22 protein-coding genes, 2 tRNA genes and 1 other RNA gene are annotated in these 20,286 nt (G+C 66.0%); 17 read left to right on the top strand and 8 right to left on the bottom strand.

The features are described 5' to 3' along the window. The first annotated feature begins 31 nt into the window (after positions 1–31). Positions 32–436 carry a DUF6165 family protein gene (locus IM816_RS11320; protein WP_250338155.1) on the top strand — a complete coding sequence of 135 codons (405 nt, stop codon included), beginning with the start codon at positions 32–34 and terminating at the stop codon, positions 434–436. 39 nt (positions 437–475) lie between these two features. Here the strand turns inward: IM816_RS11320 and IM816_RS11315 are convergent, their stop codons facing one another. After that, complete coding sequence (locus tag IM816_RS11315) at positions 476–1,555, bottom strand: glycosyltransferase family 9 protein (RefSeq protein WP_250338154.1); 1,080 nt, start codon at positions 1,553–1,555, stop codon at positions 476–478. A 42-nt stretch (positions 1,556–1,597) separates the two neighbouring features. Between IM816_RS11315 and IM816_RS11310 the strand changes: the two genes are divergently transcribed. The 3 genes from IM816_RS11310 (at position 1,598) to IM816_RS11300 (ending at position 3,278) form a co-directional block, all read left to right on the top strand. Next, positions 1,598–2,326: a 3-deoxy-D-manno-octulosonic acid kinase gene (locus IM816_RS11310; protein WP_250338153.1), complete on the top strand. Its 729-nt coding sequence runs from the start codon at positions 1,598–1,600 to the stop codon at positions 2,324–2,326. Beyond that, a complete protein-coding gene (locus tag IM816_RS11305) occupies positions 2,323–3,081 on the top strand; it encodes an MBL fold metallo-hydrolase (RefSeq protein ID WP_250338152.1) in 759 nt (252 codons plus the stop codon). Before IM816_RS11310 ends, IM816_RS11305 begins: the two co-directional genes overlap by 4 nt. Positions 3,082–3,187: 106 nt before the next feature. Then, a tRNA-Ser gene (locus tag IM816_RS11300) sits at positions 3,188–3,278 on the top strand. Positions 3,279–3,333: 55 nt separating this feature from the next. Here IM816_RS11300 and IM816_RS11295 read toward each other — a convergent pair. Further along, positions 3,334–3,411 (bottom strand) — tRNA-Trp (locus tag IM816_RS11295). Positions 3,412–3,520: 109 nt separating this feature from the next. On the opposite strand from IM816_RS11295, the gene ffs reads away from it, so the two are divergent. The 5 genes from ffs (at position 3,521) to IM816_RS11270 (ending at position 6,814) form a co-directional block, all read left to right on the top strand. Continuing rightward, positions 3,521–3,617: signal recognition particle sRNA small type (gene ffs, locus IM816_RS11290), an RNA gene on the top strand. 239 nt (positions 3,618–3,856) lie between these two features. After that, the gene (gene dnaX / locus IM816_RS11285; protein WP_250338151.1) at positions 3,857–5,524 is read left to right on the top strand and encodes a DNA polymerase III subunit gamma/tau; all 1,668 of its coding nucleotides are present in this window, start codon (positions 3,857–3,859) and stop codon (positions 5,522–5,524) included. Continuing rightward, positions 5,521–5,844 (top strand): YbaB/EbfC family nucleoid-associated protein, encoded by a 324-nt coding sequence (locus IM816_RS11280; protein ID WP_072321366.1) that lies wholly within the window; start codon positions 5,521–5,523, stop codon positions 5,842–5,844. Before dnaX ends, IM816_RS11280 begins: the two co-directional genes overlap by 4 nt. An 18-nt stretch (positions 5,845–5,862) precedes the next feature. After that, complete coding sequence (gene recR, locus IM816_RS11275; protein ID WP_250338150.1) at positions 5,863–6,462, top strand: recombination mediator RecR; 600 nt, start codon at positions 5,863–5,865, stop codon at positions 6,460–6,462. A gap of 7 nt (positions 6,463–6,469) precedes the next feature. Then, positions 6,470–6,814, top strand: coding sequence for a histidine triad nucleotide-binding protein (locus tag IM816_RS11270; protein WP_250338149.1), 345 nt, complete (start codon positions 6,470–6,472; stop codon positions 6,812–6,814). A gap of 281 nt (positions 6,815–7,095) precedes the next feature. Here IM816_RS11270 and IM816_RS11265 read toward each other — a convergent pair whose 3' ends face one another. The 4 genes from IM816_RS11265 to IM816_RS11250 are packed head-to-tail and all read right to left on the bottom strand — an operon-like array spanning position 7,096 to position 11,620. Beyond that, a complete protein-coding gene (locus IM816_RS11265) occupies positions 7,096–7,692 on the bottom strand; it encodes a Slp family lipoprotein (RefSeq protein WP_250338148.1) in 597 nt (198 codons plus the stop codon). A gap of 42 nt (positions 7,693–7,734) precedes the next feature. Further along, entirely contained in the window at positions 7,735–9,726 is a 1,992-nt protein-coding gene (locus IM816_RS11260; RefSeq protein WP_250338147.1) for a transglutaminase TgpA family protein, read from the bottom strand. Then, positions 9,723–10,679 carry a DUF58 domain-containing protein gene (locus IM816_RS11255; protein WP_250338146.1) on the bottom strand — a complete coding sequence of 319 codons (957 nt, stop codon included), beginning with the start codon at positions 10,677–10,679 and terminating at the stop codon, positions 9,723–9,725. The genes IM816_RS11260 and IM816_RS11255 overlap by 4 nt, the downstream gene beginning before the upstream one ends. Next, positions 10,679–11,620: an AAA family ATPase gene (locus IM816_RS11250; RefSeq protein WP_425602575.1), complete on the bottom strand. Its 942-nt coding sequence runs from the start codon at positions 11,618–11,620 to the stop codon at positions 10,679–10,681. The genes IM816_RS11255 and IM816_RS11250 overlap by 1 nt, the downstream gene beginning before the upstream one ends. A gap of 53 nt (positions 11,621–11,673) precedes the next feature. On the opposite strand from IM816_RS11250, the gene IM816_RS11245 reads away from it, so the two are divergent. Next, positions 11,674–13,248: an ArnT family glycosyltransferase gene (locus IM816_RS11245; RefSeq protein WP_250338145.1), complete on the top strand. Its 1,575-nt coding sequence runs from the start codon at positions 11,674–11,676 to the stop codon at positions 13,246–13,248. A 3-nt stretch (positions 13,249–13,251) separates the two neighbouring features. Here IM816_RS11245 and IM816_RS11240 read toward each other — a convergent pair whose 3' ends face one another. Together IM816_RS11240 and IM816_RS11235 are read right to left on the bottom strand one after the other, a co-directional pair. Beyond that, positions 13,252–13,842, bottom strand: coding sequence for a Maf family protein (locus IM816_RS11240; RefSeq protein ID WP_425602642.1), 591 nt, complete (start codon positions 13,840–13,842; stop codon positions 13,252–13,254). Beyond that, entirely contained in the window at positions 13,839–14,168 is a 330-nt protein-coding gene (locus IM816_RS11235) for a hypothetical protein (protein ID WP_250338143.1), read from the bottom strand. The genes IM816_RS11240 and IM816_RS11235 overlap by 4 nt, the downstream gene beginning before the upstream one ends. Positions 14,169–14,441: 273 nt before the next feature. Here IM816_RS11235 and IM816_RS11230 point away from each other — a divergent pair, with 273 nt between their 5' ends. The 7 genes from IM816_RS11230 to fabF all read left to right on the top strand — a co-directional run bounded on the left by IM816_RS11230 (position 14,442) and on the right by fabF (position 20,286). Further along, positions 14,442–14,957 carry a YceD family protein gene (locus IM816_RS11230; RefSeq protein ID WP_250338142.1) on the top strand — a complete coding sequence of 172 codons (516 nt, stop codon included), beginning with the start codon at positions 14,442–14,444 and terminating at the stop codon, positions 14,955–14,957. An 18-nt stretch (positions 14,958–14,975) separates the two neighbouring features. Then, positions 14,976–15,170, top strand: a complete 195-nt coding sequence (gene rpmF / locus IM816_RS11225) for a 50S ribosomal protein L32 (protein WP_072321355.1) — start codon at positions 14,976–14,978, stop codon at positions 15,168–15,170. Positions 15,171–15,287: 117 nt separating this feature from the next. Continuing rightward, positions 15,288–16,274: a beta-ketoacyl-ACP synthase III gene (locus IM816_RS11220; protein WP_305884051.1), complete on the top strand. Its 987-nt coding sequence runs from the start codon at positions 15,288–15,290 to the stop codon at positions 16,272–16,274. Between the two features lie 439 nt (positions 16,275–16,713). Then, the gene (fabD, locus tag IM816_RS11215) at positions 16,714–17,655 is read left to right on the top strand and encodes an ACP S-malonyltransferase (RefSeq protein ID WP_250338141.1); all 942 of its coding nucleotides are present in this window, start codon (positions 16,714–16,716) and stop codon (positions 17,653–17,655) included. Between the two features lie 27 nt (positions 17,656–17,682). After that, on the top strand, positions 17,683–18,426 hold the full coding sequence (gene fabG / locus IM816_RS11210; RefSeq protein ID WP_250338140.1) for a 3-oxoacyl-ACP reductase FabG: 744 nt from the start codon (positions 17,683–17,685) through the stop codon (positions 18,424–18,426). A gap of 181 nt (positions 18,427–18,607) precedes the next feature. After that, positions 18,608–18,847: an acyl carrier protein gene (gene acpP, locus IM816_RS11205; protein WP_250338139.1), complete on the top strand. Its 240-nt coding sequence runs from the start codon at positions 18,608–18,610 to the stop codon at positions 18,845–18,847. A 149-nt stretch (positions 18,848–18,996) separates the two neighbouring features. Continuing rightward, positions 18,997–20,286, top strand: coding sequence for a beta-ketoacyl-ACP synthase II (gene fabF, locus IM816_RS11200; protein WP_250338138.1), 1,290 nt, complete (start codon positions 18,997–18,999; stop codon positions 20,284–20,286).

Here is a 20,286-nt window from a genome sequence, read left to right as displayed (position 1 = left end):
CCTCCGCCGCCTGACCGACCGGAGATCGACCATGAGCCTCATTCAGACCCCCGTTTCCTACGGCGAACTCATCGACAAGATGACGATCCTCCAGATCAAACTGCAGGAAATCACGGACGAGGCCAAGCTTGCCAACGTGCGCAACGAGCTCGAATTGCTCGATGCCACCTGGAAGAACGACAAGGCCTCCGAGACCGATATCGCCGACGAGACGGCGCGGCTGCTCGCGGTGAACAAGCGTCTTTGGGACATCGAAGACCGCATCCGCCTGAAGGAAAAGGCGCAGGAATTCGACAACGACTTCATCCAGCTCGCTCGCTCGGTGTACTTCGAGAACGACGAGCGCGCGGCGATCAAGCGCGAGATCAACCTGAAGCTGGGCTCCACGCTGGTCGAAGAAAAGTCGTATCAGGATTACCGCGCGCCGCAGGCCTGATCGTCGGCAGCGGCGCCGCGGTGGCGGTGCCGCTGTCCCTCAGCCTGCCAGATGAAGGCCGAGGTGCGTTGCGCAGGCTTCGAAGCGCTCGATCATCTCGTCCACCCGCACCAGATCCATCACGCCGGGCTTCTCGATCTTCGTGCCCCAGGGAATCTCGGATGCGGGCTTGCCGAGGAACTTGCGCGACGCTTCGTCATATTTGTCCACGCACCAGCGGCGGTCGGAGTACGGACCGGACCGATGCGGATTGCTCGCCGCATGCAGGCCCAGCACCTTCACGCCGGCCGCGTTTGCCATGTGCATCGGGCCGGAGTCGGGTGTGAGGATCATGGCGCTGCGCGCCAGCAACGCCATGAAGCGCTTGAGCGTGTCCTTTCCGGTCAGGTCCAGCGGCTTCTGGCGCACGGCCGCGAGTATCGCGTCGGCAAGGGCGCGTTCGCCCTCGGAAGGACCGCCGACCAGCGCCACGCGCATGCCGCGCGCCATCGCGTGATCGATCACCGCCGCATAGCGCTCCACGCGCCAGTTGCGCACGGTATGGCTCGACATCGGGCTGACCAGCAAGGTCGGTGTCTCGCCAGGCAATTGCTCTGCGGCCCACGCATGCGCCTCGTCGGGCACGGGAATGTCCCAGCGAACGGCCGTCTGTTTCAGGCCCAGCGGTTCGATGAAGCTCGCCATCGCATCCAACACATGCTCGCCGCTGCGCGCTTCGATGCGCTCGTTGACGAACAGGCCGTGCAGATCCTTTGAGCGCGCCTTGTCGTAGCCGATACGCCGATCGGCCTTGACCGCCAGGCTCAGCAAATTCGAGCGGAGCGCCACCTGCATGTGCAGCAGGGCGTCGAAGCGGCGTCCGGTGAGCGCATCGCGCACGGCCTTCACCCCTGCACGTCCCGCGGCCTTGTCGAAGGTCACGAATTCCACGCCGGGAAGGTCGCCCACGAGGCGGCGTTCGAGCTTGCCGACGATCCAGGTCAGCCGCGTATCCGGCGCCTTTTCCTGCAAGGTACGGATAAGCGGAACAACATGGGTCACATCGCCGATGGCCGAAGTGCGCAGGATGCAGAGGCTGGAATCTCCCGGCGGGAGGGGGCGGCTTGTTAGACTGGGCACGATCGGGTTACCGGATGGGTGGCCGCGGAAGGCGGCCGGCAAATGACAGAGCAACGAGTGGAGGAGGGTGCGGGCGGAACGATTCTGTTCGACGCGGCCCGTATACCTCAAGTCGACGCCGATTGGTTCTCGCCTCAGTACTGGCGCGAGCGCGATGCCTTGCGCTCGCAGCCCGGTGGTCGTGGCGGCGTGGCGATCATTGACACCCCAGCCGGTGAGGCGGTGCTTCGCCATTATCGCCGCGGCGGCATGGTCGCGCGCCTGCTGGGCGACCGTTATCTGTTCACGGGCGCGCGGCGCACCCGCAGCGCGCGTGAATTCCGCCTGCTGGTCGAGCTGTGCCGACGTGGCTTGCCCGTGCCGCCGCCCCTGGCGTCGCGCTTCGTGCGCCATGGCATGCGCTATTCGGCCGATCTCATCACCGCACGCATCCCCGACGCCGCCACGCTGGCCGAGCGCCTGGCCGATGGCGCGTTCAATGCGGCGCTCGCGCGGCGGGTCGGCGAACTGGTGGCGCGGTTTCATCGTGAGGGCGCGTGGCATGCCGATCTCAACGCGCACAACGTACTGGTCAACGACAGCGGTCTGTATCTGATCGATTTCGATCGGGGTCGTCTGCGCACGCCCGCGGCGCGCTGGCGCCACGCGAACCTGGCTCGCCTGAAGCGTTCGCTGATAAAGCTCGGCGCACGCGATGCCGCTGGCGACACCTTCGATGCGGAGTGGTGGCCGGCCCTGATGGAGCAGTACGAACGGAGCCTGCACGCATGAGCTGGGATCTGCGTTTCCTTGGCACCGGTGCCGCGCATGCCGTGGCGCTGGGTTCCTCCGCCGTGGTGCTGGAGCGTGACGGTCGCCCGCTGCTGCTGGTGGATTGCGGCCCCGATACCCTCGACCGCTTCACCGACACGTACGGCGCGCCACCGTCCGCGCTGTACATCACGCATACGCACATGGATCACGTGGCCGGCATGGAGCGGCTGTTCTTCCGGCTGTGGTTCGACGACGCATTGCGTGGGCGCACCAAGGTCTTTTTGCACGCGGGATTGCTGCCATGGTTGCAGGGCAGGGTGGCGGACTATCCCGGCGCGCTCGCCGAAGGCGGCGTCAATTACTGGGAGGCGTTCCGGCTCGTGCCGTGCACGCGCGGCTTCTGGCATGAAGACCTCTGGTTCGACGTGTTTCCCACGCGGCACCACGTGCAGGGCACGTCCTATGGCCTCGCTTTGCGCGGCAGCTTTGTCTTCACCGGCGACACGCGTCCCGTGCCCGAGGCGCTGGCCCTCCATGCCGTCAACGGGGAGCAGATCGCGCACGATTGCGGGCTGGTCGGCAATCCGTCGCATACCGGCGTTGACGACCTGGAGCGCGAATACCCGGCCGGGCTGCGCGAACGCATGACGCTTTACCACTACGGCAGCGCCGAGGACGGTGAGGCACTGGTCGCGCGTGGTTACCGTATCGCGCGCCCGGGAGACCGCGTCGCACTGCCGGAACCGCAGCCTCCGCGGCCCACCGCCGGCTGACGAAGCCGGTCTCGCGCCAGTCGCGACGCTTGTTTCACCTCGCCCGTCCCGTTATCCTTCCGCTTCTTTGCCGGACAGGATGCCGGGGAAGAGGAAGTACCAGTGCGGAGAGGTGTCCGAGTGGTTTAAGGAGCACGCCTGGAAAGTGTGTATACGTTAATAGCGTATCGCGGGTTCGAATCCCGCCCTCTCCGCCAGTTGCAAGATTGTGGTCATCCCGACGCTGCGGCTCCGTTTAACGAAGCCTCGACGTGGGGGGGGCGGGATTTGAACCCGCGCGGGTTCGACGAATTTGTCTGGAACAAATTCGGTCGGCCGCAGGCCGACCCCGGAGGGGCGAGGGCAGGAAAGCCCGAGCAATCCCGCCCGGCGTGAACAATTTAGGTAACCTGCTTTTCGCGATGCGAAGCGAGCAGTAAACAACGTTTTATGGTGACCCTGTCGGTCCCCCCGCGACGATAGTCCGTAAACTCCGCCAGGTCCGGAAGGAAGCAACGGTAGCGGACGATTCGGGTGCCGGGGTGTGGCTGGCAGGGTCATCGCCTTTTCGGGGCGCGCTTTCGCGACCCCTCGCTCCTTGGCACAATCGGCGGACAGACCCGGCCCTCAGCGACGAATGATGGGGTGACCTCTGGAAGGGCCGCCTGGATGCCCGCATCTCTTGGACAGAGAGCCATTCTTCCCGGCGCGACGCAGACACCTTGGCGACCTTTACGGACGCCATGGCGCTTACGATAACGGGCCAGGGCTTCCTGGCCGTTCCAAGGTACAACGCATGTCCTATCAGGTCCTCGCACGCAAGTGGCGCCCGCGCAAGTTCGCAGAGCTGGTGGGCCAGGAACACGTGGTTCGAGCGCTCACCAATGCGCTCGACTCCGGGCGCATGCACCATGCCTATCTGTTCACCGGCACCCGTGGCGTCGGCAAGACCACCATCGCGCGCATCTTCGCCAAGTCGCTCAATTGCGAGCGTGGCGAATCGGCCGATCCGTGTGGCGAGTGCGCGGTCTGCACGGCGGTGGATGCCGGCCGTTTCGTCGACCTGCTTGAGATCGACGCGGCCAGCAACACCGGTGTGGACGACGTGCGCGAAGTGATCGAGAACGCGCAGTACGCACCATCGCGCGGGCGGTTCAAGGTCTACCTCGTCGACGAGGTGCACATGCTCTCCAAGCCGGCGTTCAATGCGCTGCTGAAGACGCTGGAAGAACCGCCGCCGCACGTGAAATTCCTGCTCGCGACCACCGACCCGCAGAAGCTGCCGGTGACGGTGCTTTCGCGTTGTCTCAAGTTCAATCTGAAGCGTCTGCTGCCCGAGCAGATCTCCGGGCAGATGCGGCACATTCTCGCGGCCGAAGGTATAGAGTACGAAGACGACGCCATCGGTGAACTCGCCCACGGCGCCGACGGCTCGCTGCGCGATGGCTTGTCGCTGCTCGATCAGGCCATCGCCTATGGCGGTGGTGCGCTGCGCGCGGCCGACGTGCGCGCCATGCTTGGTAGCGTGGAGCGCGGGCAGGTGCTAGGCGTGCTTGAAGCACTGGCGACCGGCGACGGTGCGGCGCTCATGGCGGAAGCCGATCGCATCGCTTCGTTCTCGCCGGACTTTGCCGGTGTGCTCGACGATCTCGCCACCGTGCTGCACCGTGTCCAGTTGCTCCAACTGGTACCGGGTTATCGCGGCGAGGAAAGCGACGAAGGTCTCGCGTCCCTCGCCGAACGCTTGAGCCCCGAAGACGTGCAGTTGTACTACCAGATCGCCACCAACGGCCGCCGCGAACTGCCCATGGCGCCGGATGCGCGCATCGGCTTCGAGATGGTGCTGTTGCGCATGCACGCGTTCCGCCCCGCCGATGCGGCGCAGGGCGCCTCGACCGTGCGTGAGAGCGCGCCGGCACCGTCCGCCGCGCCGCGTGCTCGTCCGGCACCGCCGGCACCGGCTGCTGCGCCGGCCCCCCGAGCACCACCTGCGCAAGCGGCACCGGCGCCCGTGGCTGCGCCGACGCCCGCCCCGGCACCGGCACCGCAGCGTCCCATTGCCATCGGTGCCGACGGCCTGCCCGATTGGCACGATATCGTCGAGCGAGCGAACCTGCGCGGCCCCATCGGGCAGCTGGCGCAGAACTGCTCATTGCGTGAGATCGACGGCGAGAGCATGGTGCTCGCACTCACGCCCTCGCACATGCATCTGGCCGTGGAGCCCTTGACCAGCCAGATGGAAGAAAAGGTATCGCACGCTCTCGGGCGTCGTGTGCGTTTCCGCTTCGTTGCCGATCGCGGCAATCTCGGCACACCCGCGGAACGTCGCGCGCAGGCGCTCAGCGATGCGCAAGCTCATGCGGAGGCCTCGATGGAGACCGATCCGCTCGTACAGACGCTCAAGCGCGAATTCGACGCGCGCGTCATCCCGCAATCGATCAAACCCGTGGAGCCAGGAACGTGAAAGGTCAAATCGGTCAGCTCATGCAGCAGGCGCAGCGCATGCAGGACGAAATGAAGCGCGCGCAGGAAGAACTCGCCAAGGCGGAAATCACCGGCAGCGCCGGTGGCGGTCTGGTCACGGTCACCATGTCCGGTGGGCACGAAGTGCGCTCGGTGCATATCGATCGCCAGGCGTTCGCGGACGATCCGGAAATGGCCGAAGATCTCGTCGCCGCCGCCATCAACGACGCCGTCAACAAGATCGCCGAACTCAGCCGTAGCCGGCTGGGTGGCGTTACCGCCGGGCTCAATCTGCCGCCTGGCTTCAAGATGCCGTTCTGACGGAACGCCGCCCTCACCATGAGTAACGGCTCCCGCCTTCTTGGCGAACTGATCGACGCCCTGCGCTGCCTGCCGGGCGTCGGTGCGAAGAGCGCCCAGCGCATGGCCTTCCATCTGCTCGAGCGAGAGCGGCAGGGTGGCCTGCGTCTGGCCTCCGCGCTGGAATCCGCCATGCGCGACGTGGGCAACTGCACCCGCTGCCGCAACTTCAGCGAGACGCCGGTGTGCAGCCTCTGCGCCAGCGCCAGCCGCGATGGCCACGTGCTCTGTGTCGTGGAGTCGCCGTCGGATCTCGCCGCGATCGAACAGGCCACGGGATACCGCGGCCATTACTTCGTGCTGCTTGGCCGCCTCTCGCCGCTCGATGGTCTGGGCCCCGACGAACTGGGCCTGCCGCTCCTGGCGGAGCGCCTGGGCGAGGGGGGCGTCGAAGAAATGATCATCGCCACCAATCCCACCGTCGAAGGCGAAGCCACCGCGCATTACATCGGCCAGCTCGCCCGCGCCGCCGGCATCCGCGCTACGCGTCTTGCGCACGGCGTACCGCTGGGCGGAGAACTGGAATTCGTCGACCGCGGCACGCTGGCGCATGCCTTCGGCAGCCGCCAATCCCTCTAGGACTCCGATGACCGACACCATCTTTTCCAAGATCGTCCGCCGCGAGATTCCCGCCGATGTCGTCTACGAAGACACCGAGGTGCTGGGTTTCCGCGACCTGAATCCGCAGGCGCCGGTGCACGTATTGTTCATTCCGAAGCGACCGATCGCCACCCTGGACGATGCCATTCCCGATGACGCGGAACTCCTCGGCAAATTGCTGCTCGCCGCTGCCGCTTATGCACGCGCAGAAGGCTTCGAAAAGGACGGTTACCGCACCGTCATCAACACGCGCGATCACGGCGGCCAGACGGTGTTTCACATCCACGTACACCTTCTTGCCGGCCGCCAGATGCATTGGCCTCCAGGCTGAGATTGCGAAAGCCGCTACACCGGCAAGCGGCCTACGAAGCGATGCGGCACTGACGCAAGCTCGCATCGCCAGCAGGCTGGCTCCCACCGAGCAGAGTTCCGTTCTATGGGCGGTGGGAGCCAGCCCGCTGGCGATGGGTGACTCCTGCAACGCCATAGCCGTTGTGGGAGCCGCTATAGCGGCGAGAGGCCAACGAATCGGTTTAGTTGCGAGCAACAAAAGCGCCCCTCTTTCGAGGGGCGCTTTTGTTAGAACGCCAGCACCGACGTGCCGGATTCCCTCTACTTGCCGCGGGGCGGGGGCGGCGCGTGGTACACGGGCCGCGGCACGATGATCGTACGCGGGCGGTACCAGAACGGGTCGCCCCACGGGCCGTAACCGTACGGACCCCAGCCCGGGCCCCAGAACGGGTCGTAGAAGCCTGGCGGGTAGCGGTTTACGGGTACGCGCTTGGGCCACAGGTAGACCACGTCTGCTTCCACGCGTGGGTAGGCATAGTCGAAATCGCCGACCTTCTGCGTGACGGCGCCGCGAAGGGTGCCGGTCACGGTGATTTCGCGACCCCGGGTAAAGACCTCCGGATCGTAGAAGCCGTCGCGGCAGGCCACGAAGCGGCCCTGGCTTTCAGTCTTGCCGGCGGTTGGCCGCGCTTCGCTGTCGAGCGGTTCGGACAAGACGAAGAAGCAGGTCTGCTGCGGACCTGGCTCCGTCTTGATGATCTCGCCGCCCCAGCGGACCTTGGCGCCCGGCGCGCCGCCCTGCTGGGCGCCCGCCGTGGATACATCGTTGAACTGGCCCTGCAGCGGCTGAGGCACGGTGGCGCAGGCGCCTAGTGCGAGGGTCGCCGCGGCGATGGCCAGCGGTTTGTACATCGACATGTCACGTCTCCTGGAGATACCGGGCATGGCCGGAGCCATGCGTCATTTGACCACGCCGCGCGTCTTTAATTCCTTCACTGCGCGTCCGAATTCAGTGACGAGTTCAGGCGGCGGTTCGTCATGCCCGTAGCGCAAACGCAAGTAAAGCTCGCTTAACCTTTCCAAGGCATTTCTTTGTCCGGGCAGCGCGCGCGCGGCACGGGCGAAGAAATGCTTCGGACCTTCGCCGGTGCGCCGCACCACGCCCGTCCGGGCCAGCTTCCGTTGCAGACGACGCATCCATGCGTCCAGTGCGTCGCCTTCGCGCCGCTGGAACAGCGCCCAGGCCAATGCGCCCGCCACCAGCAAGGCACAACCGATCGCAAAGACCAGCGCCAGGTCGGTGACCTCGGCATGGGCGATGCCGAACGGTTGCAGCAATCCTTGCTGACGGAGTGCATCGAAGCCGATAACGCCGCGGTTCCACCATTGGTTGACCACGTCCCAGCGGTCGCGGAGGTTGCGCAGCCAGGGCATGTCGAACAGACCTTCATCGCCGCCGTGTCCGGCATTGGCCGCGCTGGCGCCCAGGTGCACGCGCTCCGGCCGCACCGCTGCCGTGGGATCGAAACGTACCCATCCGCGACCTTCGAGCCATACCTCCGACCATGCATGCGCGTCGGAGCGTCGCACCAACAGGTATTTGCCCGTAGTGTTCCAGTAGCCGCCCTGATAGCCGGTAACCACACGGGCGGGCAGGCCGGCCGCGCGCATGAGGAACGTGAAGGCGGACGCGTAGTGCTCGCAATAACCTTCGCGCGTGCCGAACAGGAAGTCGTCGATGCGGTCGCGGCCGAGCGGCGCAGGGGCGAGGGTGTAGGAGAAGTCGCCGTGAAACATCGAAAGCGCGGCGCGGATCACGGCCGATGGGTCACCGGCATGTTGCTGCGACCAGGACGCGGCGAGCGCGCGGGCGCGCGAGCCGACGCCCATGGGCAATTGCAGGTTGTCGCGCCGCACGCCGTCGTCGAGCGTGGGCTCGAAGCGGTAGCTGGTGGCCGCCAGTGCCGAGAAGGTCATCACCTCGTCGATGCGCTTGTTCGCCAGTACCGTGTGGTCCGGCCGCAGTACAGTTTCGGCCGGTGCCATCGTCGCCAGGTCGAGCATCGGCACCACGCGGTCGTGCGTGGGCTCCAGCGACGCCTGGTAGCTCACGCGCTTGCCGTAGTCGGCCGTCGATGGCGGGCGCCGGGTGCTGCGCGAGCCGGGACTCCAGCCCTCGCCGTCGAACCACTGCATCGTATAAGCGCGGAAATAACGTGCCTCGTTCGGCGGCGGCGGTCCGTCGAAGGTCAGACGCATGGCCGGCGTGTCGTCGGTCATGAGATCGAGCATGGTGCCGGGGGAGAGGCGGTTCGACAGCCCGGTCATTGCCTGGCCGCTTTGTGGCGTGCCCCATAGCGGCGTGCTCAGCCGAGGAATGAACAGGAACGCGAACAGGGACAACGGCACGGCCGCGAGCAGCGCCAGCAGTACCGGCACGAAGCCTCGCTTCCACGACGTGGCCTGCGGATCGACCGCTTCCAGAGAGCGCAGCGTCGCCAGCGCGGGAACGATACCCAGGCTGACGAAGAGGCTGGCGACCAAGCCTTGATCGAACAGCAGTGCGCTCATGAGCGCGAAGCAGGCGAAGGCGACACCCACCCGCGCATCGCGGCGATGTTCGCTTTCCAGCAGCTTGAGCACGAGCAGACCCACGGCGAATGCGCTGCCGGGCTCGCGTCCGAACAGCGTGCCGTTCTGGACGATCACCGCGCCGAGCAGCAAGCCGACCAGCGGCAGCTTGATCCAGAGCGGCGGCTTGCGATGACCGAGGCGGCGCTGGCGCCAGCGCGCCGCGAGCACGACCGCCAGCGCACCCGTGAGCCAGAGGGGCAGATGGCTCGCATGCACCAGCAGTACGAAACCCATGGTGAGGCACAGCAAGTCGAACGTGCGCGGGGCCAGCACGGCCTCATCCGGACGATCGCGCAAGGACGGGCGAGCGCCGGTCATGGGCGTACAGCCAACGCGGTCATGCAGCGGTGATAATGCTCGTCGCCTTGGGCCACGTCGAAATACCCGTCGGGCAAGCGGAGGCTCCAGCGGCGACCGGTCTCTCGCGCCTCATCGATCCATCGTGCGAGCCGCGCGATGCGCGACTCGTCGTCCAGGCCATGCATGCCGTCCCAATCGAGTCGCCAATCTTCCTGCGGAGCCGGTTGCTCCAGATCCTTTACGAGCAGACCGTGATGGCGCGCGCTGAGCTTCCAGGCGATCTGTCGGCGCGGATCGCCCGGACGGTATTCGCGCAGGGCGGCCAGTTCGTCGCCGGGGCGCGGGCGGCCGCGGTCTGCATCCCCCTGCGGTTCGAACGGATCCGGCCCGAAGGCTTCGGGACGCGGATAGACGAGCACGGCGCGGTCCGGGTGCAGCCAGCTCCACGTGCGGAACAGGCCCAGTGGCCAGCGGCTGTGCAGACGCATGCGCGGCAGCGGCAGCCAGCCGCGAAAGTCGGTGGGCAGATCGAACTCCACCGTGACGGTGCCGCCAGCAGGAACGACGAACACATGCTCGCGCTCGCCGACGTCGAGCCGCACCGCCATGCGCTCGCGCTGGCTGGCGCTCACGTCGAGCGCTACGTGGATCGGTTCGCCAGCGCGCGCGGTACCGGCGCGCAGGCCGCCGATGGTGAGTCCGTTGAGCACGCGAAACGCCACGAGCATGCTGCCCGCCGTGGCGGCACCCAACTGGCAGGTGAGCATCAGGGCCGCGTTGTTCGCGTAGTTCAACGAGCCCACCAGCATGACCGCCAGCAGCACCGAGAAGCCCACGCCGAAACCGGTCGGCACGATGTATATGCGCCGCCGGTGCAGATGGATCGGCAGCGGCTCGCGCTGGCGCAGGCGCGTCAACGAAGGCAGTCGCCGCTCCGCCCAAGCGATGAGCCGCGTTGCCTGCGCCCACATCAGGGCACCGGCGTCTCGGCGAGGATCGCCCGCGCGATCGCCTCGCGCTGGCTGCCGCGCGCGGGTACCAGGCGATGCGCGGCCGCAGGAACGAACACCGTTTGCAGGTCTTCCGGAATGACGTAATCGCGACCGCTGAGCAGGGCCCACGCACGCGATGCACTGAGCAGCGCAAGGCCGGCGCGCGGCGACAAGCCGACGCGCACCTCGCCGTGCTTGCGGCTGGCGGCGAGCAGCGCTTGCAGATAGTCGAGCAGGGCACCGCTCGTGCGAACGGCCTGGGCCGCGGCATGCAACTGGTCGATGGCTGCAATGTCGAGCCGAGGCGTGAGCGTCGCCATCATGGCGCGGCGATCCTCGCCGGTCAGCAGCGCGCGTTCGGCCGCGGGATCGGGGTAGTCGAGGCTCAGCCGGAGCATGAAGCGATCGAGCTGCGAGTCGGGCAGGGGAAACGTGCCGGCAAGATCCAGCGGGTTCTGCGTGGCGACGACGAAGAACGGCTTGGGCAATGCGCGCGTGACCCCGTCCACGGTGGTCTGGCCTTCGGCCATGGCTTCAAGCAGGGCGCTTTGCGACTTCGGTGTGGCGCGGTTGATCTCGTCGGCGAGGAGCAGGCTGGTGAAGATCGGGCCGGGATGGAAGCGGAACTCCCCGGTCTCGCGCTCGTACACGCTGACCCCGATAATGTCCGATGGCAGCAGGTCACTGGTGAACTGAATGCGCTGGAACTCGAGATCGAAGGTGGCGGCCAGCGCGTGGGCGAGGGTGGTCTTGCCCACGCCCGGTACATCCTCCAGGAGGAGGTGTCCGCCTGCGATGAGGCAGGTAAAGGCCAGTTTCACCTGGCGCGGCTTGCCCAGCAGTACACCGTTGACCTGGGCAAGCGCTGCATCGAGGCGATGCCGGAGCATTTCATCGTGGAGTGGATTCGTCGCAGACATGATCGATGCACCTGCCCCCTGGCCTGCCGATGAGTGAGCGTTCGAGTGTAGCCGTGCCTGCGCGATCCTGGCGAGGCGTCTTCTTCGGCGTGTTCGTGGTGTCCCTCGCGATCAAGCTCGTGATAGCTCGCACGTTGTCGCCTTTCGGTGACGAGGCGTTCTATTGGCAGGAGAGCCTTTCGCCCGCATGGGGCTATAGCGATCTTCCGCCGCTCACCGCATGGCTGATCGCGTTGTCCGAGCGATGCTTCGGCCACGGCCTGCTCGCCATGCGCCTGCCGTTCCTGCTCATCGGTGCACTGATCCCGTGGCAAGTCGGTGCCATCGCCAGGCGCTACGGTGGCGAGGTCGAACGCTGGCAGGCGGCGACGTTCGCGTCGCTCCTGCCGCTCGTCGGCAGCCTCGGCGTGCTGGCGCTGCCCGACGTGCCGCTGACCTTCGCGATTCTGCTCGCCACGCAGGGACTGCTTGCGGCGCTGGACCGCGATCGCCTGCGCGATTGGGCGCTGCTGGGCACGGGTCTCGCTGTCGCGTGGGCCACGCATTACCGCGCGGCGATGCCGATGCTGGCCGGTCTCGTATTCCTGCTCGTCATGCCTCGCGGACGTCTGCAATGGCGGCGGCCGGGGCTCTGGCTGGCAATGGGTATCGCTGCGCTCGGCTTGCTGCCCATCGTGCTCTACAACGTCTCCGCCGGTGGCGCCGGCGTGGCGTTCCAACTCGTGGAGCGGAACCCGTGGCAATTTCATGCGGACGCGCTCGTGCAGCCGCTTGAACAGGCCATCGCCTGCACGCCGATCGCCTGGGGCGTGCTGCTGTGGGCGCTCTGGCGCGCATGGCGCGCGAGGTCGCAGCCGCCATTCGATGCAGTGGCTGCCATCGCCGGCACATTCGTCGTGGGCTATTTCGCGCTTGGGCTGTTCGCCGACGACATCCGTTTCCGCGCACACTGGCCGCTGCCGGGCTACGTGCTGCTCTGCGCGATCCTGCCGCCTCTGCTGCGCGATGCGGCCCCTACGTGGCGGCGCATCGTTCATGGCGGTTTCGCGTTGGCCGGGGTAGGCCTCGCGACCGGTTTCGTCTATCTCGGGCTCGCCGCATCCGCGCACGGCGCGACCGTACTCAGCGACCTGAAGGCTTTCCCGTCTCTTTTCACGGGCTGGCGCGAAAGCGCGTCGGCGGTACGGATGGCAGCCGGACCCGAGGACATCCTCGTTGCCGACAACTTCATGCTCGCGGCGGAACTGCGCTTCGAACTCGGTGGTTCGCGCGTCGTGTATTCGCTCGACAGTCCCTTGAACGTGAAACATGGTCGCGCCGCGCAGCTCGCGGCGTGGGGGCTCGACGAAGCGGGGCTCGCGACGCATGCAGGCCAGCGCGTGCTGCTGGTTGTGGACGAGACCGCGCTGCGCGAGCGTGAGGTCAAGGCATGGCTGGGTTCGGTCTGCGTGCGCGTGGTCGTGAGCCAACCGCTCGCGCGCGTTGAGGCTTTCGATGGGCGTCGCCGTTTTGCGCTTTACGAGGCAACTGCCAGAAGCCGCCGTGGCCCGATGGGGAATCCGGATGATTGCGTGGTCTGGACGAACGCCTATCGCACCATCCAGGCCCTGGACGCAGGTGCGCGCTGAGGCTCAGGGCAGCACGACGCCCGCCTGGCGCAGCAGGCGGGCCGTAGCGATGAGCGGAAGCCCGATCAACGCCGTCGGGTCTTCGTTGTCGATCCGCTCGAACAGCGCGATGCCGAGACCTTCGCACTTGAAGCTGCCCGCGCAGTCCAGCGGGCGTTCGCGTTCCACATAGCGCGCGATGTCTTCGGTGGAAAGCTCGCGGAAGCGCACCCGCGTCTCGTCCACATGCGTCGTTGCGTCGCCACGCAGATCGACCACACAGACCGCCGTATGAAAGACCACCTCGCGCCCGGAACTGGCGGCGAGCTGCTTGTGCGCCGCATGCACGGTCACGGGCTTGTCGAGCACCGTGCCCTCAAGATCGGCGACCTGGTCGGAACCGATCACCACGGCGCCGGGTCGCGTTGCCGCGACCGCACGTGCCTTCGCTTCGGCAAGCCGCGCGGCCCGCACCGCCGGTGCCTCGCCCTCGATAGCGAACTCGTCGGTGCCGGGCGCCGCCTGTTCGAAGTGCTCGAGCAGGCGGCGGAGCAGGGCGGCCCGGTAATGCGACGTGGAAGCGAGAATGATGGTGGCCTGCGGTGACACGGTCAGAATTCCTTGTGGATGTGTTCGCGTACGGCGGTGTCCAGCGCGGCCTGGGCGTCGTCCAGCGCGCGCAACCGGGGTTCGAGCTGATGCCGCGCGCGGACCAGGGCGTCCACTGCTTCGTCCAACTCGCGCTGGCTGGCGTCAGGCGCGCGGTCGCGAATCCAGAGCCGCTGCTGGAGCAGGGCGCGCAATCCCGAATCGACGGCCTGCTGGGCCTCCACCTCACCTGTGGCGGGAAGGTCGGGGCTGACCGACATGACGGCGTGGGCCCGCTGCAGGCGGTCACGGCAATCCTTGAGATCGGTCTCGAGCCGATCGGCGTTGTCCATGAGATCCTGCAGCGCCCCGTGGCGTCGCCGCGACCGCTGGTGGCGGAGCAGCCACGTGCACAACACGACGGCTATGCAAGCCACCGCGGCAAGCCCATAATATGCAAAGGAAAACACCTGGCCTCTTCTCCGTCGTGGGCAGGTCGCCGCACCCCGGCCCTGTGCCTGCGAGTCTGCCCGAAAGTCGGCGCTCCACGCAAAATGACCGCATCGGTGCCTTCACATGCCTAACCGGTTGACTTCAAGGGTGTTGATGCCTACCATTTCCCGATTATGTCCGTGACTTTGCCATCGTCCGTGGACGCTTGGCGCGAGGTTCGTGCGCGGCGTTCGTTCCAGGGTCAGCTCCCCGTGTCGGCGTTCTCGCGCCTGGGCGAGGTGATTGCGTCCACCGAAGGTGACGTAACCTACGCTCTGGATTTCGGTCGCGACGAATTCGGTATTGCCTATGTCGCCGTGCGCGCGAAGGCCGACCTGACGCTGATTTGCCAGCGTTCGCTCGAACCCTTCCAGATGCCGGTGGAAGTCGATGCCCGTCTCGGATTGATCGTCGAGGAAAGCGAAGAAGCGTCGCTGCCTCCCGGGTACGAAGCCTTGCTGGTCGAACAGGACGGCAAGCTCGATCCGGTCGCGACGATCGAGGATGAACTGCTGTTGGCGCTGCCCCTGGTTCCGGTCAATCCGGACTACGAGTTGCCCGACGACGTGAAAGGATCCGACGAGGAAGACACCACCTCGCAGGAAAAGTCTGAAAACCCGTTCGCGGCACTCCGCGGACTCATAAAGTAATTTCGCTGGAGATTTGTCATGGCCGTTGCCAAGAGCCGCAAGACCCCGTCCACCCGCGGCATGCGTCGTTCGCACGATGCGCTGAAGACCGTGCAGCTGTCGACCGACCCGACGAGCGGCGAAGTCCACCTGCGTCACCACGTGACGAAGGACGGCTTCTACCGTGGCAAGAAGGTCATCGACACCCGCGGTGCGGTCGAAGTCGAAGACTGATCTCCCTCCCATAGGGATGATCACGACGCAGGCGGCGCGGTAACGCGCCGCTTTGCGTTTGTGGCTTCCCATGGTTACGGCCCCGGGCCGGTTCATGCCGTCCGGGTGAATCCTCCCTTGCATGGGGATACGGTTCTGAAATACGCCCGCATCATCGGCACCGGCAGCGCGCTTCCCGAGAAAGTGCTGACGAACGCCGACCTCGAAAAGATCGTCGAAACCAGCGACGAATGGATCCGTACCCGCACGGGTATCACCGAGCGCCACATCGCGGCGGAAGGTGAAACCACTGGCGATCTCGCGTTTCTCGCCGCGCAGCGCGCGCTGGAAGCGGCGGGTGTCAAAGCGACCGACATCGACCTCATCGTGCTTGGCACGACCACGCCCGATCTCATTTTTCCGTCCACCGCCTGTCTCGTGCAGCACCGCCTGGGTGCCAACGGCTGCGCGGCCTTCGACGTCAACGCCGCCTGCTCGGGCTTCGTCTACGCGCTAGGTGTCGCCAATGCGTTCATGCGAAGCGGCCAGTCGAAAAAGGCGCTGGTGATCGGTGCCGAGACGCTTACGCGCATGGTCGACTGGACCGAGCGCGAGAGCTGCGTTCTGTTCGGTGACGGCGCCGGTGCCGTCGTGCTCGAAGCCTCCGACGAACCCGGCATCTACACCACGCGCATGCGTGCCGATGGTGGCTTCAAGCATCTGTTGTTCAATCCGGTGGGTGTGTCGGTGGGCTTCTCCGACGCCCCCAACCACGGCGTGCGCATCAGCATGCTCGGCCGAGAAGTATTCAAGGTCGCGGTGAAGACGCTCGATGCGCTGGTGGGCGAAACGCTCGAAGACGCCGGCATGACGGAAGACCAGATCGACTGGCTGATTCCGCATCAGGCGAATCTGCGCATCATCGAGGCAACGGCCAAGCGGCTGAACATGTCGATGGATCGGGTGATCGTCACGGTGGACAAACACGCCAACACCTCGTCCGGCTCGGTGCCGCTGGCGCTCGACTATGCCGTGCGTTCGGGCAAGGTCCAGCGCGGGCAGAACCTGTTGCTGGAAGCCTTCGGCGGCGGTTTCACCTGGGCCTCGGCGCTGCTGCGCTACTAATTAAAATGTTGGAGCTGCTATAGCGGCGAAAAGTACCGACACGGTGGGAGCCGCTATAGCGGCGAGAAGCCCGCGGAGCAGTGAAGCGGCAAGGTGAATTCCCCTCGCCGCCATAGCGGCTCCCACAGTTGCTCCGCCGCGCTACTGATTGCCTTGTCGGATGGGAGCCAGCCTGCTGGCGATGGGTGCTTGCCGCGAGCACCCATCGCCAGCAGGCTGGCTCCCACCACCGATACACCTGACACCACCGATACACCTGACACCACGGGTACACCTGACACCACGGGTACACCTGCCACCACGCGTACACCTGACACCGCTTGTACCCCCGGCACCATCGGAATCACCCAGCATCCCCGGCACCACACGCCTGCGAATGGTGCATTAGCCCCCGGCTTGCTGGCACCATGCGCGGTTTGAAGTACCGGAATCGCCACGCATGACCTCAACCAGCGCCTCGCTTGCCTTCGTTTTTCCCGGTCAGGGTTCGCAGTCCGTCGGGATGCTCGCCGAACTGGCTGCCGTCCATTCGGAGGTGCGCGCTACCTTCGACGAAGCCTCGGAAGGGGCGGGTATCGATCTGTGGGACATCAGCCAGAACGGGCCCGAGGAAACGCTCAACAGCACGGAAAACACGCAGCCCGCCCTGTTGGCGGCGAGCGTGGCCGTCTGGCGCGTGTGGACGAAGCAGGGCGGTCGCGTTCCGGCCCGGTTGTCGGGCCATAGTCTTGGCGAATACAGCGCGCTGGTCGCTGCTGGCGCCCTGTCGCTGAAGGATGCCGCCGGACTGGGTGCCGAGCGTGGGCGCCTCATGCAGGCGGCCGTGCCTCCTGGCGTCGGCGCCATGGCCGCCATCCTCGGCGGCGACGATGCGCAGATCGCCCAGGTCTGCGAAGAGGTTGCGCAAGGCCAGGTCGTGGCGCCTGCCAACTACAACTCACCTGGTCAGTTGGTTATCGCCGGTCATGCCGAAGCGGTGGATCGCGCGCTCGCGCGCCTCGCCGAGCTCGGTGTGAAGAAGGCCGTGAAGCTGGCCGTGTCCGTGCCCTCTCATTCCATGCTGATGCGTGATGCCGCGGATGCGCTCGGTGAGCGCATGGCCGCCATTGCCTGGCGCCTGCCGACGATTCCCGTCGTGCAGAATGCCGACGCCAAGGTGCACGACTCGGTGGATGCGATTCGTGGTGCCTTGCAGCGTCAGCTCTACCTGCCGGTTCGCTGGACGGAATGCGTGCAAGTGCTCGCTGCCGACGGCATCACCCAGGCGCTCGAGTGCGGCCCGGGCAAGGTGCTCGCTGGCCTCATCAAGCGTATCGACAAGTCCATCGAGGCGAAGGCGATCGGTACGCCTGCCGAACTCGATGCCGCGCTGCAGGCCTGAATCCCCGCTCCCTCGCAAGGAACTATCATGACTCATCCCCTGAAGGGCGAGATTGCCCTCGTCACCGGCGCAAGCCGGGGTATCGGCGCCGCCATCGCTGACAAGCTTGCCGCACTGGGCGCCACCGTGTTCGGTACCGCCACCAGCCAGGCCGGAGCCGACGCCATCGGCGAGCGTCTCGCTGCCCACGGTGGTCACGGCCGCGTGCTGAACGTGACGGATGCGTCAGCGATCGAGGCGCTGGTCGACGACATTGCCAAACAGACGGGCGCCGTTTCCATTCTCGTGAATAATGCTGGCATCACGCGCGACCAGCTCCTGATGCGTATGAAGGAAGACGATTGGAGCGCCATCATGGAGACCAATCTCACCTCCGTGTTCCGCACGTCGAAGGCGGTGATGCGCGGCATGATGAAGGCGCGCAAGGGTCGCATCGTCAGCATCGCCTCGGTGGTGGGCGTCACCGGCAACCCAGGGCAGGCCAACTACGCCGCAGCCAAGGCCGGCATCATCGCGTTCTCGAAGTCGCTGGCCCGTGAGATCGGGTCCCGTGGCATCACCGTGAACGTGGTGGCCCCCGGCTTCATCGATACCGACATGACCCGCGCTCTGCCCGAAGAGCAGCGTGCCGCGCTCCTTTCGGGCATTGCGCTGGGCCATCTGGGCGAAGCGAACGACATCGCCGAGGCCGTGGCGTTCCTGGCGTCCCCGGCGGCCAAATACATCACCGGCGAGACCCTGCATGTGAACGGCGGCATGTACATGCCCTGATCGGGGCAGTACCGGCGGGCATGGCGGCAGTCGCCACCGGCCCGATTTTGAGAGACAATCGTCATTTCGCGCCCGGCTTTAAGAAAAACCGGGCGTCATCAACGTGGCGGTGTGTGTTGGCGGGCTCAGGCCTCAGCCACTACAATGCCGCCGGAATTTTCCCTCGGGAGGTAAAGGCAACATGAGCACCATCGAAGAACGCGTCAAGAAGATCGTCGTGGAACAGCTGGGCGTCAAGGAAGAGGAAGTCACCACCACCGCGTCGTTCGTTGACGATCTGGGCGCCGATTCGCTGGACACGGTCGAGCTCGTGATGGCGCTCGAGGAAGAGTTCGAGTGCGAGATCCCGGACGAGGAAGCCGAGAAGATCACGACGGTCCAGCAGGCGATCGATTACGTCAAGGCTCACGTCAAGGCCTGATCGAGCGACTGGTTGTCGATCGGAGGCGCCGCCTCCCGTCGATCTCCGAGCGACACGGAAGCTGCGCCGTCATGGCGCAGTTTTTGTTTGCGTCTAACGCAACCTGCGCCCGCGTATGGTTGCGCGGAACAAGTGAAGGATGAGAACGCATGACTAAGCGACGTGTGGTAGTGACCGGCATGGGCATCGTCTCGCCGGTCGGCAACGATCTCGCCACCGCCTGGAAGAACGTCGTCGAAGGCAACAGCGGCATCGGCCCTGTTACCGCTTTCGACGCCACCGCGTACGCCACGCGCATTGCCGGTGAGGTTCGTGACTTCGATCCGGTCGACGCCTATTTCGCCGGCACCGACACGCCGGATGACGAGCGTCGCTCCATCGCGAAGGACTTCAAGCGGATGGATCCGTTCATCCACTACGGTATCGTCGCGGGTACCCATGCGTTCCGGGCGTCCGGACTGGTGGTGACCGAGGAAAACGCGGGACGTATCGGCGTCGCCGCGGGCGCCGGCATCGGTGGTCTGCACACCATCGAGGCGACGGCCATCGAGTTGGCCGAGAAGGGACCGCGCAAGGTGTCGCCGTTCTACGTGCCGAGTTCGATCATCAACATGGTCGCCGGCAACCTGTCGATTTATCACGGGATGAAGGGCCCGAACATCGCCCTCGTCTCGGCATGCACGACGGCGGCGCACAACATCGGCATGGCCATGCGCCTCATCCAGTACGGCGATGCCGACGCCATGCTTGCTGGCGGTGCAGAGTTCGCCACCACGCCGACGGCCATGGCGGGCTTCTGCTCGGCCAAGGCGATGTCCACGCGCAACGACGATCCCATTCATGCCAGCCGTCCGTGGGACGTGGGCCGCGATGGTTTCCTGCTGTCCAACGGCGCCGGCATGCTGATGCTCGAGGAATACGAATTCGCCAAGGCGCGCGGTGCCAACATCCTGGCCGAGATCATCGGCTTCGGCATGAGCGGCGACGCGTACCACATCACCGCGCCGAGCGGCGATGGCGCGGAACTGGCCATGCGCAACGCGCTGCACGACGCCGGCCTGAACGCGTCCGACGTGCAGTACGTGAACGCGCACGGCACGTCCACGCCGGTGGGCGATCTCGGCGAAGCCAAGGCCATTCGCAGCGTGTTCGGCGACCATGCCACGCGCAAGGGCAGCTTCGCCGTCAGTTCGACCAAGTCCGTGACGGGTCATTTGCTCGGCGCGGCGGGCGGCGTGGAAGCGATCTTCTCGATCCTCGCGCTGCGCGACGGCATCATTCCGCCGACCATGAACCTGGAAGAGGTCGATCCGGAAGTGGCGGCCCTCGGCATGGATCTCGTGCCGAACAAGGCGGAAGAGGCGAAGATCGACGTCGTGTTCTCCAACTCGTTCGGTTTTGGCGGCACGAACGGCACGCTCGCATTCCGTCGCGTCTGA

The organism is Luteibacter flocculans (assembly GCF_023612255.1).
In the GTDB taxonomy this organism is placed as follows: Bacteria; Pseudomonadota; Gammaproteobacteria; order Xanthomonadales; family Rhodanobacteraceae; genus Luteibacter; species Luteibacter flocculans.
This window is presented reverse-complemented; position numbering and strand designations above follow the sequence as displayed.